This window comes from Streptomyces sp. NPDC053431 (genome assembly GCF_044544925.1).
In the GTDB taxonomy this organism is placed as follows: domain Bacteria; phylum Actinomycetota; class Actinomycetes; order Streptomycetales; family Streptomycetaceae; genus Streptomyces.
This window is the reverse complement of the sequence record NZ_JBITXX010000006.1, coordinates 19,828-36,892: the sequence shown is the minus strand read 5'-3', so window position 1 is coordinate 36,892 and position 17,065 is coordinate 19,828. Positions and strand designations below refer to the sequence as shown.

General features: G+C 73.4%; 13 protein-coding genes. 1 reads left to right on the top strand and 12 read right to left on the bottom strand.

Annotation, left to right across the window (positions count from 1 at the left end; genetic code table 11):
- Window positions 1–43: 43 nt before the first annotated feature.
- From ACIGXE_RS16770 to ACIGXE_RS16760, 3 genes are all read right to left on the bottom strand, one after another.
- On the bottom strand, window positions 44–919 hold the full coding sequence (locus ACIGXE_RS16770; RefSeq protein ID WP_399747908.1) for a serine protease: 876 nt from the start codon (window positions 917–919) through the stop codon (window positions 44–46).
- A 157-nt stretch (window positions 920–1,076) separates the two neighbouring features.
- Window positions 1,077–2,627 (bottom strand): acyl-CoA synthetase, encoded by a 1,551-nt coding sequence (locus ACIGXE_RS16765; RefSeq protein ID WP_399747906.1) that lies wholly within the window; start codon window positions 2,625–2,627, stop codon window positions 1,077–1,079.
- Window positions 2,624–3,733 carry an NAD(P)H-dependent flavin oxidoreductase gene (locus ACIGXE_RS16760; protein ID WP_399747904.1) on the bottom strand — a complete coding sequence of 370 codons (1,110 nt, stop codon included), beginning with the start codon at window positions 3,731–3,733 and terminating at the stop codon, window positions 2,624–2,626. Before ACIGXE_RS16760 ends, ACIGXE_RS16765 begins: the two co-directional genes overlap by 4 nt.
- 182 nt (window positions 3,734–3,915) lie before the next feature.
- On the opposite strand from ACIGXE_RS16760, the gene ACIGXE_RS16755 reads away from it, so the two are divergent.
- Window positions 3,916–5,652, top strand: a complete 1,737-nt coding sequence (locus tag ACIGXE_RS16755) for a serine hydrolase (RefSeq protein WP_399748490.1) — start codon at window positions 3,916–3,918, stop codon at window positions 5,650–5,652.
- 9 nt (window positions 5,653–5,661) lie between these two features.
- On the opposite strand, the gene ACIGXE_RS16750 is transcribed toward ACIGXE_RS16755, so the two are convergent.
- From ACIGXE_RS16750 to ACIGXE_RS16710, 9 genes are all read right to left on the bottom strand, one after another.
- Window positions 5,662–6,573, bottom strand: a complete 912-nt coding sequence (locus ACIGXE_RS16750) for a proline iminopeptidase-family hydrolase (RefSeq protein ID WP_399747903.1) — start codon at window positions 6,571–6,573, stop codon at window positions 5,662–5,664.
- Between the two features lie 100 nt (window positions 6,574–6,673).
- Window positions 6,674–7,576: a LysR family transcriptional regulator gene (locus ACIGXE_RS16745; protein WP_399747901.1), complete on the bottom strand. Its 903-nt coding sequence runs from the start codon at window positions 7,574–7,576 to the stop codon at window positions 6,674–6,676.
- Between the two features lie 4 nt (window positions 7,577–7,580).
- Window positions 7,581–8,780: a glycine C-acetyltransferase gene (locus tag ACIGXE_RS16740; protein ID WP_399747899.1), complete on the bottom strand. Its 1,200-nt coding sequence runs from the start codon at window positions 8,778–8,780 to the stop codon at window positions 7,581–7,583.
- A 42-nt stretch (window positions 8,781–8,822) separates the two neighbouring features.
- A complete protein-coding gene (tdh, locus tag ACIGXE_RS16735) occupies window positions 8,823–9,851 on the bottom strand; it encodes an L-threonine 3-dehydrogenase (RefSeq protein ID WP_399748488.1) in 1,029 nt (342 codons plus the stop codon).
- A 168-nt stretch (window positions 9,852–10,019) separates the two neighbouring features.
- Window positions 10,020–11,570 (bottom strand): phytoene desaturase family protein, encoded by a 1,551-nt coding sequence (locus tag ACIGXE_RS16730; RefSeq protein ID WP_399747897.1) that lies wholly within the window; start codon window positions 11,568–11,570, stop codon window positions 10,020–10,022.
- Between the two features lie 536 nt (window positions 11,571–12,106).
- Window positions 12,107–14,245, bottom strand: a complete 2,139-nt coding sequence (locus ACIGXE_RS16725) for a tetratricopeptide repeat protein (RefSeq protein ID WP_399747895.1) — start codon at window positions 14,243–14,245, stop codon at window positions 12,107–12,109.
- Window positions 14,221–15,147, bottom strand: coding sequence for an oxygenase MpaB family protein (locus ACIGXE_RS16720; RefSeq protein ID WP_399747893.1), 927 nt, complete (start codon window positions 15,145–15,147; stop codon window positions 14,221–14,223). The genes ACIGXE_RS16725 and ACIGXE_RS16720 overlap by 25 nt, the downstream gene beginning before the upstream one ends.
- 102 nt (window positions 15,148–15,249) lie before the next feature.
- Window positions 15,250–15,705 carry a hypothetical protein gene (locus ACIGXE_RS16715; RefSeq protein ID WP_399747892.1) on the bottom strand — a complete coding sequence of 152 codons (456 nt, stop codon included), beginning with the start codon at window positions 15,703–15,705 and terminating at the stop codon, window positions 15,250–15,252.
- A gap of 36 nt (window positions 15,706–15,741) precedes the next feature.
- Complete coding sequence (locus tag ACIGXE_RS16710; RefSeq protein ID WP_399747891.1) at window positions 15,742–17,016, bottom strand: hypothetical protein; 1,275 nt, start codon at window positions 17,014–17,016, stop codon at window positions 15,742–15,744.
- Between the last annotated feature and the right edge of the window lie 49 nt (window positions 17,017–17,065).

Sequence of the window (17,065 nt, the reverse complement as noted above, 5' to 3'; positions counted from 1 at the left end):
AGGTCAGGCGATGCCGAGGGACGTCGGGCGGTGCGGGGTGACGTCAGGGCTTCGGCAGCGTGCACCCGGCGCGGTTCAGGTCGATCACGCTCTTCGGACCGACGCACGGGACGATCGTGTACGTCTGCTGGGCGTAGTTGATGCCCTGGCGGACGGTCACGGTGCCGTTCTCGTCGACCTCGCACGGGTTGTTCACGGTGCAGCTCTCACCGCTCTCGTTGCCCGTGTTGTTGACGGCGACGACCCGGCCGGTGGTCGTGTCGATGACCGGCGAGCCGGAGGTGCCGCCGATGGTGTTGCAGGTCGAGGTGTAGCGGACCGAGTCCTTCCAGGTCCAGTCACCCTCCTTGAGGCGGTAGACGAATCCGTCGACGGCGCAGCTGTAGATCCGCTTCCAGTACCCGGAGACCACCTTGATCGACGAACCCTGCACCGGGTGGGCGTCGTTGAGGGTCAGCGCGCTGATGCCGTACTGGCTCTGGATCTGCCCGTAGGTCGTGGTCAGCTGGTAGATCGAGATGTCCGTGTCGGTCATCGTGCCGTACGCGATCTTGCTGGCGCGCAGCGTCGCGACCTTGGTGCCGGCCGAGTTGAGCAGCGAGAACGAGCGGCTGGACCGCTTGTCCTTGACGACCTCACCGGGCCCCGGGAAGCCGGTCTCCAGGCAGTGTCCGTTGGAGAGGACGAGCGCGGGGTCGGTCGGCAGGGAGCTGGGCGTGCGGACGACCGATCCGGAACAGTTGCTGAGCGCGACCGTTCCGGCGAAGTCGACGGCGAGGGCCGCCGTGGCCTGGCTTCGGGGCGCGGGAGCCGCCGGGGCCTGCGCGACCGTGTCCTGGGGTGCGGACGCCAGGGCCGGGGCCGCTGCCGCTCCTGTCAGGAGCAGGGCGAGCAGCGCGCCGACGAGAGGCTTCTTCATGTGGGGGTTCCCCTCTGAATGACGGTGCAACCGAAGATCCTTCGATTGTCATGCTCATTCTCGAAAGCTTCGGGCCCAACTGACAAGAGGGCGTGCCCTGTTGTATCGCCCGCGGTCCCGCGAGCACCGCCATGGGGCCTGCTCGGCGCGGCGGCCGTCACAGCGGACGTGCGTGCCCCTCCCAGTAGGGGTCGCGCAGGCGGCGCTTGTAGAGCTTGCCGTTGGGGTCGCGGGGCATGTGGGTGATGAAGTCGACGGACTTCGGGCGCTTGTAGCCGGCGAGGCGGGACGCGCAGTGGGCCAGGATGGCGGCGGCGAGCTCGGGGCCGGGGGTGTGCCCCTCGGCGGCTTCCACCACGGCCTTGACCTCCTCACCCCAGTCCGTGTGCGGGATGCCGAAGGCGGCGGCGTCGGCGACCGCGGGGTGCGCGAGGAGGGCGGCCTCGATCTCGGCGGGGTAGATGTTGACGCCGCCGGAGATGATCATGTCGATCTTGCGGTCGCGGAGGAAGAGGTAGCCGTCCTCGTCGAGGACGCCGAGGTCGCCGACGGTGAAGAAGTCGCCGATGCGGTTCGACGCGGTCTTGGCCTCGTCCTTGTGATAGCGGAAGCCGCCGGTGCTCATCTTCATGTAGACGGTGCCGAGCTGTCCGGGCGGCAGCCGCTCGCCGTCGTCGTCGAAGACGGCGAGCTCGCTGATGGGCCAGGCGCGGCCCACGGTGCCGGGCTTCTTGAGCCAGTCCTCGGCGGTGGCGAAGGCGCCGCCGCCCTCGCTCGCCGCGTAGTACTCCTCGACGCAGGTCCCCCACCACTCGATCATGGCCCGCTTGACGTGGTCGGGGCAGGGCGCGGCGCCGTGGATGGCGTGGCGCATCGAGGAGACGTCGTAGCGGTTCCGGACCTCCTCGGGAAGGGCGAGGAGGCGGTGGAACTGGGTGGGCACCATGTGGGTGTGGGTGCACCGGTGGGTGTCGATGAGCCGCAGCATCTCCTCCGGCGTCCACTTGTCCATGAGGACGACCGGGTGGCCGATGTGCAGGGCCGCGCCCGCGAACTGGAGCACGGCCGTGTGGTAGAGCGGCGAGCAGACCAGATGGACGTTGCCGTCGAAGGGCCTGATGCCGAAGATGCCGAGGAAGCCGCCGAGATAGGTCTCCTCGGGGGGCTTGCCGGGCAGCGGGCGGCGGATGCCGCGGGGGCGGCCGGTGGTGCCGGAGGTGTAGTTCATGACCCAGCCGAGGGTGCGGTCCCCGGGCGCGGAGGCGGGCTGTCCGTCGAGGAGTTCGGCGTACGGGCGGAAGCCGGGGACCGCACCGACGGCGTAGCGACGGCCGGGCGGCAGTCCGGCCTCGTCGGCGGCGGCGACGGCGGCCTCGGCGAAACGTTCGTGCGCGACGAGGACCTTGGCGCCGGAGTCGGCGACGATCCAGGCGATCTCGGGGCCGACGAGGTGGTGGTTGACGGGCACCAGGTAGAACCCGGCCTGGGCGGCGGCGAGGTAGGCGGTGAAGAACTCGATGCCGTTGGGAAGCACGACGGCGAAGGCGTCGCCGCGCTCCAGGCCGGCCGCGCGCAGGCCGTGGACGAGTTGGTTGACGGCCGCGTGGAGACGGCCGGCGGACCACTGCTCTCCGTCCGGAGCGGTGATCACGGTACGGTCCGGGTCGGCGGTGGCCTGCGCCCAGAATCCGTTGGGACCCTCCGTCACGACGCGCTCCTTCCGGCGATGCGGTTGATCCGGTCGACGGCCCTCTCGAAGCCGCGGGTGAGCTCGTCGAAGACCTGCTGGACACTGCGCTCGGAGTTCATCCGGCCGACGATCTGGCCGACCGGGGTGCCGAGCAGCGGCGTGACCTCGTACTTCTGGATCCGGGAGACGGCCTCGGCGACGAGCAGTCCCTGCAGCGGCATCGGCAGCGGACCGGGCCCGGCCGGGTCGTCCCAGGCGTCGGTCCACTCGGTGCGCAGCTGACGGGCGGGCTTGCCGGTCAGGGCGCGGGAGCGGACGGTGTCGCCGGATCCGGCGGCGAGGAGCTTCTCGGTCAGGGCACGGGAGTGCAGCTCGGCCTCGGTGGTGGTGAGCCAGAGCGAGCCGAGCCACACGCCCTGGGCGCCGAGGGCGAGTCCGGCGGCGATCTGCTCGCCGCTGCCGATCCCTCCGGCGGCGAGTACGGGCAGCGGGGAGACGGCCTCGACGACCTCGGGCGTGAGGACCATGGAGGCGATCTCGCCGGTGTGCCCGCCGGCCTCGTAGCCCTGGGCGACGACGATGTCGATGCCGGCCTCGGCGTGGTGCCGGGCGTGCCGGGCGCTGCCGGCCAGGGCGGCGACGAGGACGCCGTGGTCGTGGGCGCGGGCGACGACGTCGGCGGGCGGCGAGCCGAGGGCGTTGGCCAGCAGCTTGATGGGGTAGTCGAAGGCGACGTCGAGCTGGCCGCGGGCGACCTGCTCCATCCAGCCGGTGATCCGCCAGCCGGAGGCCTCGCCCTCGGCGAGTTCGGGGACGCCGTGCTTGGCGAGGGTGGCGCGCACGAACTCGCGGTGCTCCTCGGGGATCATCGCCTCGACGTCGGCCTCGGTCACGCCCTCGACCTTCTTCGCGGGCATGACGACGTCGAGGCCGTACGGCAGCCCGTCGGTGTGCTCCTGCATCCAGTCGAGGTCGCGCGCGAGGTCGTCCGGGGCGGTGTAGCGGACCGCGCCGAGGACGCCGAATCCGCCGGCTCTGGTGATGGCGGCGGCCACCGCGGGGAAGGGCGTGAAGCCGAAGATGGCGTGCTCGATCCCCAGTTTCCGACTCAGCTCCGTCTTCATGGGCGGCATGGTGCCGCAGCCGGTGTGCCGAGGGAAGAGATTTTCTGATGCAGTGTCAGATTGTTTCGCGACGGGGAGCGCCGTGGGAGAGGGTGGGCGTGACGGAGACGACGAGGTTCAGGGGCCGGGGCCCGAGCCGCCGGACGTTCGGCGGCGGGCTCCTCGCCCTGGGAGGTGCGCTGATGATCGGTACGGTGCCGGGCGCCGCGGCCGCCCCCGACCCGGGCCCCGGGGGCGGGCGCCCCGGCCCCGGCGGCGCCCGGCGGCCCACGCTGCGGCGCGGCTCCGCCGAACGGGCCGGGCTGCTGCCGGAGCATCTGGACCGGCTCGTCGCCGAGGCCGAGTCCTTCCTGCGCCCGTCTCCGGCGCACCCCTGGTACGCGGGTGCGGTGCTGCTCGCCGGACGTGGCGACACGGTCGCGCTGCACCGGCCGATCGGCATGGCCGTGCGCTACGCGGCGTACGACGAGAAGACCGGCACCGGCGTCGAACTCCCGGTGGGCGAGCGGATCCCGATGCGGGAGGACACGGTCTTCGACCTGGCGTCGGTCTCGAAGCTCTTCACGGCTGTCCTGGCGGTGCAGCAGATCGAGCGGGGGACGCTGGCGCTCGAGGAGCGGGTCACGGCGTATCTGCCGGATTTCGGCGGTGTCGGCAAGAAGGACGTCACGGTCCGTCAGCTCCTCACCCACACCTCGGGGTTCCCTGCCTGGCTCCCGCTGTACAAGGAGCCGACGCGGGAGGGACGGCTGCGGCTGCTCTGGAACGAGCCGCTCGCCGACCCGCCCGGCACGGTCTACCGCTATTCCGACCTCAACCTGATCACGCTGCAGCTGATCCTGGAGGAGATCACCGCTCGCCCGCTGGACGAGCTGCTCCGAACCGAGATCACCGCTCCGCTCGGGATGCACCGCACACGCTTCAATCCGCCGCCCTCCTGGCGGCCGGACATCGCCGCCACGGAGGACGCCCGCCCACCCTGGTCCGGCCTCGACCGCGGCATGGTGCGGGGCGAGGTGCACGACGAGAACGCCTACGCCATGGGCGGCGTGGCCGGCCACGCCGGGATCTTCTCCCGCGCCTGGGACCTCGCCGTCCTCGCCCGCACCCTGCTCAACGGCGGCGCGTACGGCGACGCGCGGATCCTCTCCCCCGGCTCGGTCGAGCTCATGTTCACCGACTTCAACACCGCGTTCCCCGGTGACGCGCACGGCCTCGGCTTCGAGCTCCACCAGCACTGGTACATGGGCGCGATGGCCACCCCGCACACGGCGGGACACACCGGCTTCACCGGCACCAGCCTGGTCCTCGACCCGACGACCGACACGTTCCTGGTCGTGCTCGGCAACTCGGTCCACCCCGTGCGGAGCCTGCGCTCCGGCTCCGCGCCCCGGGTCGCCACCGCGAACGCCCTCGCCCGCGCCGTTCCCGTGCGCCCGGCCCGGGGCCGTACCGCATGGTTCTCCGGCATGGCGAACGGCACGACCGCCACGCTCACCCTGCCGGAGGTACGGGGCGCCGCCCGCTTCACGTGCGCCCTGTGGTGGGACACCGAACCCGGCGCCGACCAGGTCTTCCTGGAGGCCTCGACGGACGGCGGCGCGCACTGGGCGCCGGTGCCCTTCACCACCCTGGCGAACGAGGCCGGCCCGCCACGCCCCGAGGAGCATCCGAGCGGGGCGGTCGGCGGCTGGTCGGGGCGCACGTGGTACGGGCTCGCCGCCGACCTGGCCGCCTGGTCGACGGCCCCGGTCCTACTGCGCTGGCGCTGCACGACGGACCGGCGCCACGTGGGCCGCGGGGTCTACGTCGACGCGCTCCGGGTCCTCGACGCCGCGGGGCGCCCCTTGTTCGACGAGGCCCGCCCGGCGGACGGGGCACGCGTTCTGGCGGTGGGCTGGACGGCCTCGGCGGACTGAGCGGCGGCGTCAGGCGGCACGGGCGACGGTCGGGGCCCGCGCCTCGACGTCCGCCAGGAAGGCACCGACCACCTGCCGGTAGCGCTCGGGCTCCTCGGCCGAGGGCAGGTGCGCACTCCGCTCGAACAGCGTCCAGGTGGCGTCCGGGATGCCCTCGGCCAGCGGTCGCACCAGGTCGGGCGTCGCCACGTCGTGGCGACCCGACGTGAGCAGCACCGGCACGTCGATCTCGCCCAGCCGGCCGGTGACCTCCCAGTCCCTCAAAGTGCCCGTGAGCTGCCACTCGGTGCCGCCCCACAGCGTCTCGTACACGTCCCGGCTGATGTTGGTGAAGGCCCGCATCACGTGCGCCGGCCACGGGTCGAGGCGGCAGAGCCAGCGCGCGTAGAAGGCCATGGTGGCCTCGTCGTACTCGGGGTCGTCGGTGGTGCCGGCGGCTTCGTGGCGGTCCAGGACGGCGCGTACGTCCTCGGGCAGGGTCTCCTTCAGGCGCCGCGTCTCGGCCTGGTAGGCGGGAGCGCTGGCGATGGGACCGGCGAGGACGAGGCTCAGCAGGCCGTGGGGGCGGGTGAACGCGTACTCCAGGGCGAGCTGACTGCCCCAGGAATGGCCGAGCAGATGGACGGGGTCGAGCCCGAGGGCCTCGCGAACCGCGGCCAGCTCCGCCACGAAGGTGTCGAGGGTCCAGAGCGCGGGGTCGTCGGGGTGGTCGGACCTGCCGCACCCCAGCTGGTCGTAGAAGACCAGGGCCCGGCCGGTCTCCTGGGCCAGGGCGGCGAGGTCGTCGAGATAGTCGTGCGGGCAGCCGGGGCCACCGTTGACGACCAGCAGCGGCGGCTTCGCCCCGGGGCGTCGCGTGCCGACGATCCGGTACCAGGTGCGATGCCCGAGGTGCGGCACGGTGCCTTCGGTGACGGGCATGATCGGCCTCCTCGGCTGGAGCGGCACCCTTCCATCATCCGCCGGACGGCGTCGCGAGCCAGGCGGGACCTTCCGGACAGCACACCTGGGCCCTGTCGACCTAAGGGCCCGCCGCCTCCCGTAGCGCTTCCAGGACCGGGCGGATCAGCGGGTGGTCCTCCGCCCCGCGGCGTACCGCCGCGAAGACGCGGCGGGTCGGGGCGACGCCGTCGACCGGCCGCACGACGACACCGGTGAGGTCCGTGCCGCGCAGGGCGGAGCGGGGCACCAGGGCCACGCCCGCGCCGGCCGCGGCGAGGGCGACGACGGCGCGGAAGTCGTCGGAGATGTGTTCCATGATCGGCGCGAAGCCCGCGTACTCGCAGGCGAGGACGGTCACGTCATGGCAGGGGTTGCCGGCGGACTGGCCGATCCAGGAGTCCTTGGCGAGGTCGGCGAGAGCGATCCGCTCCACCGCCGCGAGCCCGTGGTCGGGCGGCAGGACGGCGTCGAAGGGCTCCGCGTAGAGCGGTACGCGGGTGAGCCGGGCGTCGTCCTCGCCGGGTGCGCCCCGGTACTCGACGGCGACCGCCACGTCGACCTGCCGGTCCAGGACCATGAGCAGGCTCTCGTCGCCCTCGGCGTCGCGGACCCGGACCCGGATGCCGGGGACGGTGCGGGCGAGCGAGCCGATGGCGGGGGCGACGACGAGGCCGATGCCGGTGGCGAAGGCGGCCACCGTGACGGTGCCGGCCTCTCCCGAGCCGTACGCCGCGAGCTCGGCCTCGGCGCGCTCCAGCTGGGCGAGGACGGCGTTGGCGTGGCTCAGCAGGATCTCTCCGGCCGGGGTGAGCCGGGCGCCCCGGGCGTTGCGTTCCACGAGGCGGTGGCCGGTCTCCTGCTCCAGGGCGGCGAGCTGCTGGGAGACGGCGGAGGGGGTGAGATAGAGCGCGGCGGCCGCCGCCGTGACGGTGCGGTGGTCGGCCACCGCCCGGAGAATGTGCAGCCGCCGCGCTTCGATCATGTCCCTAGTCTCGCAGGGCGGCCCGCGCGTCGACGAACGCGTCCACGGCGCGGTTGACGTCGTCCGCGGAGTGGGCGGCCGACAGCTGCACGCGGATGCGCGCCTGCCCCTGCGGGACGACCGGGTACGAGAAGCCGATCACGTACACGCCGCGCTCCAGGAGCAGCTCGGCCATCCGTCCGGCCTCGGCGGCGTCGCCGATCATGACGGGGGCGATGGCGTGGTCGCCGGGGAGGATGTCGAAGCCCTCCTCGGTCATGCGGGAGCGGAAGAGCGCCGTGTTGGCGTTGAGCCGCTCGCGCAGGTCGCCGGCCGACTCCAGGAGGTCGAGGACCTTGAGGGAGGCGGCGGCGATGACCGGGGCGAGGGTGTTGGAGAACAGGTACGGGCGGGAGCGCTGGCGCAGCAGGGCGACGATCTCGGCGCGGGCGGCGACGTAGCCGCCGGAGGCGCCGCCGAGGGCCTTGCCGAGGGTGCCGGTGATGATGTCGACGCGGTCCATGACGCCGTGCAGCTCGGGGGTGCCGCGGCCGCCGGGGCCGACGAAGCCGACGGCGTGCGAGTCGTCGACCATGACCATGGCGTCGTGGCGCTCGGCGAGGTCGCAGATCTCGTCGAGCGGCGCGACGTAGCCGTCCATGGAGAAGACACCGTCGGTGACGATCAGCTTGCGCCGGGCGCCGCCCTCGGTGGCCTCCTTGAGCTGCTGCTCCAGGTCGGCCATGTCGCGGTTGGCGTAGCGGAAGCGGCGGGCCTTGGAGAGGCGGATGCCGTCGATGATGGAGGCGTGGTTGAGGGCGTCGGAGATGACCGCGTCCTCGGGGCCGAGGAGGGTCTCGAAGACACCGCCGTTGGCATCGAAGCAGGAGGAGTAGAGGATCGTGTCCTCCTGGCCGAGGAAGTGCGACAGGCGCGCCTCGAGCTCCTTGTGGACCTCCTGGGTGCCGCAGATGAAGCGGACGGACGCCATGCCGTAGCCCCAGCGGTCCAGGGCCTCGTGGGCGGCGGCGACGACCTCGGGGTGGTCGGCGAGGCCCAGGTAGTTGTTGGCGCAGAAGTTCAGCACCTCGCCGGGGCGGCCGCCCGCGGTGACCTCGACGGTCGCGGACTGGGGGGTGCCGATGACCCGCTCCGGCTTGTGGAGGCCGGCCTGCTGGATCTCTTCGAGGGTGGCGCGGATGCCGTCGCGTACGGAATCGAACATGTGGGTGCAGCTCCTGAAGTTCGTTCGGACGATCCGGGGGGATCAGGCGGTCCAGTCGAGGATGATCTTGCCGCCCTTGCCGGACGCGGCGTCGTCGAAGGCGGCGTCGAAGTCGCGGTAGTCGTAGCGGCCGGTGATGACCGGGGCGAGGTCGAGGCCGCCCTCCAGGAGCACCGACATCGCGTACCAGGTCTCGAACATCTCGCGGCCGTAGATGCCCTTGATGGTGATCATCGACGTGACGATCTTCGCCCAGTCGACCGAGAAGTCCTCGCTCGGCAGGCCGAGCATGGCGATCTTGCCGCCGTTGGTCATGTTGGCGACCATGTCGCGCATCGCGCGCGGGTTGCCGGACATCTCCAGGCCGACGTCGAAGCCCTCCTTGAGGCCGAGGGTGCGCTGGCCGTCGGCGATGCTCTGCTCGGCGACGTTCAGGGCGAGCGAGACGCCCGTCTTGCGGGCGAGCTCCAGGCGCTCCTCGCTGACGTCGGTGATGACGACGTGGCGGGCGCCGGCGTGCTTGGCGACGGCCGCGGCCATGATGCCGATCGGACCGGCGCCGGTGACCAGGACGTCCTCGCCGACCAGCGGGAAGGAGAGCGCGGTGTGCACGGCGTTGCCGAAGGGGTCGAAGATCGCGGCGACGTCGAGGTCGACCGGGACCCGGTGCACCCACACGTTGGCCGCGGGCAGCACGACGTACTCGGCGAAGGCGCCGTCGCGGCCGACGCCGAGGCCGACGGTGGCGCGGCACAGGTGGCGGCGGCCGGCCAGACAGTTGCGGCACTTGCCGCAGACCAGGTGTCCCTCGCCGCTGACCAGGTCGCCGACCTGGATGTCCGCGACGTCGCGGCCGGTCTCGACGACCTCGCCGACGAACTCGTGGCCGACGGTCAGCGGGGTCGTGATGGTCTTCTGCGCCCAGCCGTCCCAGGAACGGATGTGCAGGTCGGTGCCGCAGATACCGGTCCGCTTGACCTTGATCAGGACGTCACCGGGGCCCGCCTCGGGCATGGGCACGTCCGTGAGCCAGAGTCCCGGCTCCGCCTTCTGCTTGACCAGCGCCTTCAATGTCACGGCTCCCGACGTACGTGTCCTGTGATGTTCCGGGTCCGGGCGCGGCGAAGCGCCCAAGATCCCTGGAAGAAATCTCCCGTACGTCGGGCCCGCGGTCCATCGAGGTTTTCTTAACCGCCCTCGCAGATCAGCTTCACGCCGCTGGCGGGGGCGCCGCCGGCGTCAACCCGCGGTGCCGCGCAGTACCGACATGGCCGCATTGTGACCGGGTACGCCGCTCACCCCGCCGCCCCGCACGGCGCCCGCGCCGCACAGCAGCACGTTGGGGTGGGCGGTCTCGACGCCCCAGCGGTCCCCCGGGCCGTCCCCGTAGGGGAAGGAGAGGTCGCGGTGGAAGATGTGGCCGCCGGGGAGCCGCAGCTCGCGTTCGAGGTCGAGCGGGGTCTTCGCCTCGACGCAGGGCCGCCCGTCGGCGTCGAGGGCGAGGCAGTCGGCGATCGGCTCGTCGAGGCGGGCGTCGAGCTGGTCGAGGGTGGCCTTCAGGAGGGCGTCGCGGGCGCCGTCGGGATCGGCGGCGAAGAGGCGGGCGGGGGCGTGCAGACCGAAGAGGGTGAGCGTCTGGTAGCCACGGGCGGCGGCCTCCGGGCCGAGGATGCTCGGGTCGGTGAGGGTGTGGCAGTAGATCTCGGAGGGCGGGGCGGCGGGCAGCCGGCCGGCCGCGGCCTCGGCGTAGGCGGTGGCCAACTGCCCGTATCCCTCGGCGATGTGGAAGGTGCCGGAGAAGGCCTCGCGCGGGTCGACGGCACGGTCGCGGAGCCGCGGCAGCCGCGTGAGGACCATGTTGACCTTCAGCTGGGCGCCCTCCGCCGGCGTCGGGGCCGGCTCGCCGAGGAGGGCGGCGAGAGCCTGCGGGGAGGCGTTGACCAGGACGTGCTCCGCCGCGACGACGCCCTCGCCGTCGGCGGTGCGGTAGGCGACCTCGGCCCGGGTGCCGTCGGTCTCGATCCGGGTGACCTCGTGGTCGGTGAGGATCGTCGCGCCGGCGGCCCGGGCCGCGTCGGCGAGGGCGTCGGTGAGGGCGCCCATGCCGCCCACGGGGACGTCCCAGTCGCCGGTGCCGCCGCCGATGACGTGGTAGAGGAAGCAGCGGTTCTGGAGCAGTGAGGGGTCGTGGGCGTCGGCGAAGGTGCCGATCAGCGCGTCGGTGAGGACGACCCCGCGGACCAGGTCGTCGGCGAAGTGCTTCTCGACCGCCACTCCGATGGGTTGCTCGAAGAGCATGTCCCAGGTCTCGTCGTCGTCCACCCGGGCACGCAGCGCGTCCCGGCTCGGCAGCGGCTCGGTGAAGGTGGGGAAGATCCGGCGCGCGGCGCGGGCCGTCCGCCCGTAGAAGGCCTCCCAGGCCTCGTACTCGCGGTCGGAGCCGGTGAGCGCGGCGAAGGAGGCCCGGGTGCGCTCCCGGTCGCCGCCGACGAGCAGCCCGGAGTCGCCGTACGGGGTGTAGGAGGAGACGGACCGCTTCCGCACGGCGAAGCGCAGCCCGAGGTCGCGGACGATCTTCTCCGGGAGGAGCGAGACGAGGTACGAGTAGCGGGACAGCCGGACGTCCACGCCGGGGAAGGGCCGGGTGGAGACGGCGGCCCCGCCGGTGTGGTCGAGCCGTTCGAGGACGAGGACCCGGCGTCCGGCCCGGGCGAGGTAGGCGGCGGCGACGAGGCCGTTGTGTCCGCCGCCGACGATGACGGCGTCGTACGCGCTCTGGGGTGCGGTCATGCCCCTTGCTAACACCTGACGAGCGCGCCCACCAGATGCCGTGCGCGCGGCGATTGCAAGCGTCGGCCCCTGCGCTCCCACGTCCGCCGTGTGGGCAACCCGCCCCCCGCAGGGCGCCCGCCACCCGCACAGGCCACCCCAGCACCGCCCACCGCCGTGTGGGCAACCCGCCCCCCGCAGGGCGCCCCCCACCCGCACGGGCCACCCCAGCACCGCCCACCGCCCACCGCCGTGTGGGCAACCCGCCCCCCGCAGGGCGCCCCCCCACCCGCACGGGCCACCCCACCACCGCCCACCGCCGTGTGGGCAATCGTCCCGCAGGGCGGGACGGGTGGGCACACGGGACGTCGCCCTTGCGGGCGCGTCCGCTCCCCGCGCCTGCGCCCGCCCCACGAGCCGCGCCCCTCGTGCGGAGCGTCCAGGCCCTGAAGCCTGGGCCCGGCAAGGGGTTGCGTCCCGTTATGCCCACCCGTCCGGCACCGGCGGGACGAACGCCTACAACGGGGGGCGGGGCGGCGCGCAGCCACGGCGGAGGCCTACGCGAGGCGCTCGCGGCAGTGGGCTTCGTCGGCGCGGGCGGCGCGGGTGTCCGGGTGGTCGGGCCCGAGGAGGCGGGTGCGGCTCTCGGTGATCCGGCGGTATTCGGTGAGGGCTTCCGCCCAGCGGCCCAGCCAGCCGAGGGCGATGGCGGCCTCGCGGCGACTGGCCAGCGTGTCGGCGTGGTCGGCGCCGAGGACGCGGGCCCGGGCGGCGCACACCGCGCGCGCCTCCGTGAGCGCCTCCTCCCAACGCCCGAGCCGGCCGAGGTTCACGCCGAGGCCGTGGCGGGCCCGCAGCGTCTCCGGGTCCTCGGGCCCGGAGGTCCGGGTGCGCGCCTCGACGAGCTCGCGGTAGAGCGCGGCGGCCTCCTCGGCACGCCCCAGGCGGCCCAGGCAGATCCCGGTCTCGTAGCGGGTGGCGAGGGTGTCGGGGTGGTCCGGGCCGAGGACGGCGTGGCGTGCCTCGGCGACCTCGCGGTACTGGTCGAGCGCGGCCGGCCAGCGGCCGAGCCGGCCCAGCGCGTGGCCGATCTCGTGCCGGGTGGCCAGGGTGTCGGGGTGGTCGGCGCCGAGCAGCCGGGCGCGGGCGTCGGCGACCTCGCGCGCGGTCGCGTAGGCCTCGGGGACGCGGCCGATCCGGACGAGGGTGAAGGCCAGGTTGTGGCGGCAGCGCAGGGTGTCGGGGTGCTCGGCGCCCATGGTGCGCTCGCGGGCGGCGAGCACCTCCTCGTACACCGAGTGCGCCTCGGCGTGCCGGCCCAGGCCGCCCAGGACGTAGGCGGTCTCCTGGCGGGCGGCGAGGGTGTCCGGGTGGTCGGCGCCGAGGGTCCTGGCCCGCCCCTCGGCGACGGCGCCGAACCGGCGCAGGGCCTCGGCGGGCCGGCCCAGACGGGAGACCGCGAAGGCGAGTTCGTAACCGCTGGCGAGGGTGTCGGGGTGGTCGGCGCCGAGCACGTGCGTACGGTCCCGGACGACCGTCCCGAGCAGCGCGGCGGCCTCCTCCCAGCGACCGAGCCGGCCGAGGCCGAGCCCGGCCCGGTGCCGCCCGGCGAGCACGGCGGCGAGCTCGGCGGCCGTGGCGGGGGCCTGGGGCGAAGTGGCCGGGCGGACGGCACGGGTCCACTCGCCGGTGAGCGCGGTGGCCGGGTCGTACACGTCGGTGGCCCGTCCGGCGGGGGCCGTCGTGGCGGGGCGGCCGATGCCCATGGCGCGGGCCCACGCGGGCAGCGCGGGCAGCGCGGCCGGCACCGGCGGCGGAATCGTCCAGGCACCGCTGACGGACGCGCGGCCGGTGCTGAGGCGGTCACGGAGTTCGGCCGCGTCGGAGGGCCGGCCGTCGGGTGTCTTGGCGAGCAGCTCGAGGACGAGGAGGTCGAGGTAGTCGGGAACTTCGGAGCGGTGGCTGCGCAGCGGCGCGGGCCGGGTGTCGCGGTGTCCGATGAGGATGGCCCAGGTGTCGTCCATGTCGAAGGGCGGGACGCCGGTGGCCAGCTCGTACAGGACGCAGCCCAGGGAGTACAGGTCGCTGCGGTGGTCGACCTCGCCGCCGCCGATCTGCTCCGGGCTCATGTAGTGCGGGGTGCCCATGGCGATGCCGGTGCCGGTGAGCCGTGAGGTGAAGCCGATGTCGGCGCCGAGTCGCGCTATCCCGAAGTCGCAGATCTTCACGGTGCCGTCGCCGAGCCGCACGATGTTCGCGGGCTTGAGGTCGCGGTGCACGACGCCCTGGCGGTGGGTGTAGGCGAGGGCGTCGGCGACCTGCTCGGCGATGTCGACGACCTGGGGGACGGGGAGCGGCCGCTTGCCGTTGTCGCCGAGGAGCTGGCTGAGGTTGCGGCCGTCGAGGAGTTCCATCACGAGGAAGAGCACGCCCTCGGACTCGCCGAAGTCGTGCACCACGGTGATGCCGCGGTGCTGGAGCGCGGCGGCGACCCGCGCCTCACGCCGGAAGCGCTCGCGCAGGACGGCGAGGTTGTCGGGGCTGCGCTGCTGGCCGAGCGGCCGGAGGCACTTGACGGCGACGCGCCGGCCGAGCGACTCGTCGGTGGCCCGCCACACCTCGCCCATGCCGCCGCGGCCGATCACCTCCTGCAGCCGGTACCGGCCCTGGATCAGCCTGGTGTCCGTGTCCGCCATCGCGTGCTGTCGCCCCCGTTTGCCCCGTTGTCGTGCCGCTCCCTCCCCGGCCCGTCCAGTATGGCGGCCGTGGTCCGCAGACTGTACGGCACGGGTCGGGTCTCCGGGCCGAGCCGGTCCATCGCGCGCAGGATGTGCCGCGGGGGCAGCCGCCAGCGGATCCGGTCGGGCACGCAGCGCAGCAGATTGGCCAGGGCTGTCAGGCGGTAGGTGACGCGCTCGGGCGGCGGCGCGGGACGCCCGTAGAGCTCGTGGGCGTACGGAGGCAGGGTGTCGTACGCGAGGGCGGACACGCGCCGCCAGATCACGTCGCGCGCGGGGCGCAGCGCCGGAGCGACCGGGGGTCTGCGCAGGAACGCGTCCACGGTGAGCGCGTCGGCGCCGCCGGTCAGCCGCGGGCGTATCTGCTCGAAGAAGCGGGCGAGGGCGGCGGTGCTGTCGGGCACCTCCTCGGGGTCGAGTCCCACGAGCCGGGCGGAGGCGCGCTGTTCGGCGACGTACCGGTCGGCCTGGGCGTCGGTGAGGGGGATGCCGGAGCGGCGGACCACGTGGAGGTACGAGTCGATCTCGGCGCAGTGCACCCAGAGCAGCAGCTCCGGGTCGTCGACGCCGAGCAGCCGGTGGATCTTGCGGACCCGGGCGCCGGCGGCCTCGGCCGCCTCGGTGGTGCCGTAGCTGAGGGTGCCGACGAAGCTCGCGGTGCGCATGAGCCGGCCCCAGGGGTCCCGGCGGAAGTCGCTGTTGATCATGACTCCGCGGACGGCGACGGGGTGCAGCGCCTGGAGGTACAGGGCGCGCACCCCGCCGATCCACATGACGGGGTCGCCGTGGAGCTGCCAGGTCACGGACCCGGGGCCGAAGAGCCCCGGGTCGGCGTCGTGCTTCGTCGCGTCCGACCGCATGGACCCAGGCTAGGCCCTGTCGTCCAACTGCCGCCTGCCCTCCGGGCAACGACGGGAGTTCGACGACAGGACCTGGGACCGGGGCCCGCGCGGGTCGACGGCTCAGCGCCAGATCGTCTGCACGGAGTCGAACTGGACCCAGGTGATCGGGTTGCCGGTGTTGGCGCCGAAGACGCTGACGGAGCCGGCCGGGTTGATCTCCAGGCGGCAGGCGTTGATGCCCTGGCTGTTGTTGCGGGGGACGGCGGCGCGCACGTAGCCGGTCGGCGGGGTGAAGCCGTCGGGCAGCCGTCCGATCTTGGCGTCGCCCGCGAGGTTGCAGGTGACCAGGCCGCGGGCCTGGAGGAAGGTGGTGCCGGCGATGGTGACGAGCCGGACCTCGGGGACGGCGCTCGGGTTGGGGGTGATGCCGGACTCCAGGACCAGCGGGGTCCAGGCGCCGGCGTCGACCGTGCCGGGGGCGGCGGCCGCCGGGGTGGCGGCGGCGAGGCCGCCGACGGTGAGGGCGGCGGGCAGGGCGAGGGCCGCGCCGAGGACGCTGCGGCGGTTCTGCGACATGGGTATGGGCTCCTTGAAACCGGGAGAAGTGGGGGGTCAGCGCCAGACGGCGCTGAAGTTGTCGAGCTGCGCCCACGCGATGGGGTTCGCGGCGCGTCCGCCGTAGAGCCGCACCGCGCGGTCGGCGCCGACCTCGACGCGGGCGACGGCGGGGCCGCCGAGGGCGTTGTCGCGGGGCACGGTGGCGCGGGCGGCGACGCTCGGCGTGAGGGAGTCGGGCAGCGTGCCGAGGACGGTGTCGGCGCTGAAGGGACCCCGGACCCCACCGGCGAGCTGAAGGGTCGTGGTGCCGGCGAGGCTGATCAGGCGTGCCTGGGGAGCGCTCTGGTCGACGCTCACCCCGGCGGCGAGGGTGATCGGCTGCCAGTCCGTGAGGACCTTCACGCCGTCGGTCTCCGGGGCCGCGGACAGGGACATGATCGTGCAGGTGCGCGGGCCGGGGTTCTCGCAGGCGAAGCCGAAGTGCAGGTGCGGGACACCGTCGCGGACGGAGACGGCCATGCCCTCCGGCTCGCGCCACTCCAGGCCGGGGCCGGCGGTGATGTGCTGGTGGTCGAGCTGGGCGCCGGTGGCCCACTCGAAGGCGGTGAGGTACGTGTTGCCGGGCAGCGGGGCCGTCTCGAGGCTCTGGCCCTTCAGCGTGTAGAGCACGCCGGCGTGGGAGGCGTATCCCTGGAAGTCGACGCCGTCCGCCGGGACGTTCGGCTGGAGCCGCTGGAGCGGCTCCCAGATCCCGGCGGCCGCCTTGGCCAGGTCGTACCGCTCGAAGGTCATCACGCCGTTGAGGTTGAAGCGGACCACGAGCTCGCCGGCGCTGCGGTCGATGGTGGGCGTGATGCCGCGACAGGCGGGGTCCGGCTGGTGCGGCGGTGTGTGGGCCGAGGTGCCGTAGTCGATGGTCGTGCCGGTGCTGAACGGGAAGCTGGTCACGGCCGTGCCGTAGCCCTCGTTCTTGCTGTTGGGCGAGGACGCGGTCTCGGTCCAGAGCCAGATCGCCCCGTCGCGGTTCTCCACACCCAGGCTGACGCCGTGTCCGAACCCGCGCAGGTACATGTACCCGGTGATCGCGCCGGCCGGGCTGAGCCGGGTCAGGCACAGGTCGCCGTTCGTCTTGCGGGTCGGGTAGTCGACGGCGGCCGGCTCGTCGGGGAGGCGGATGCCGCCCTGCATGATCTGCAGCACGAAGATGTCGTCGGACACGGGGTCGATGCCGAACCCCTGCATGACCGTGTCGTTCTGCAGCGGACGCCGGTGGAGCAGTTTGCCCACCGGGCCCGCGATGTCTATCTGTCCTGCGATGGTGACGCTCAACGGCGCGACTCCTCAAGCGGGTCGATGACGGATCACATGATCGAACCGC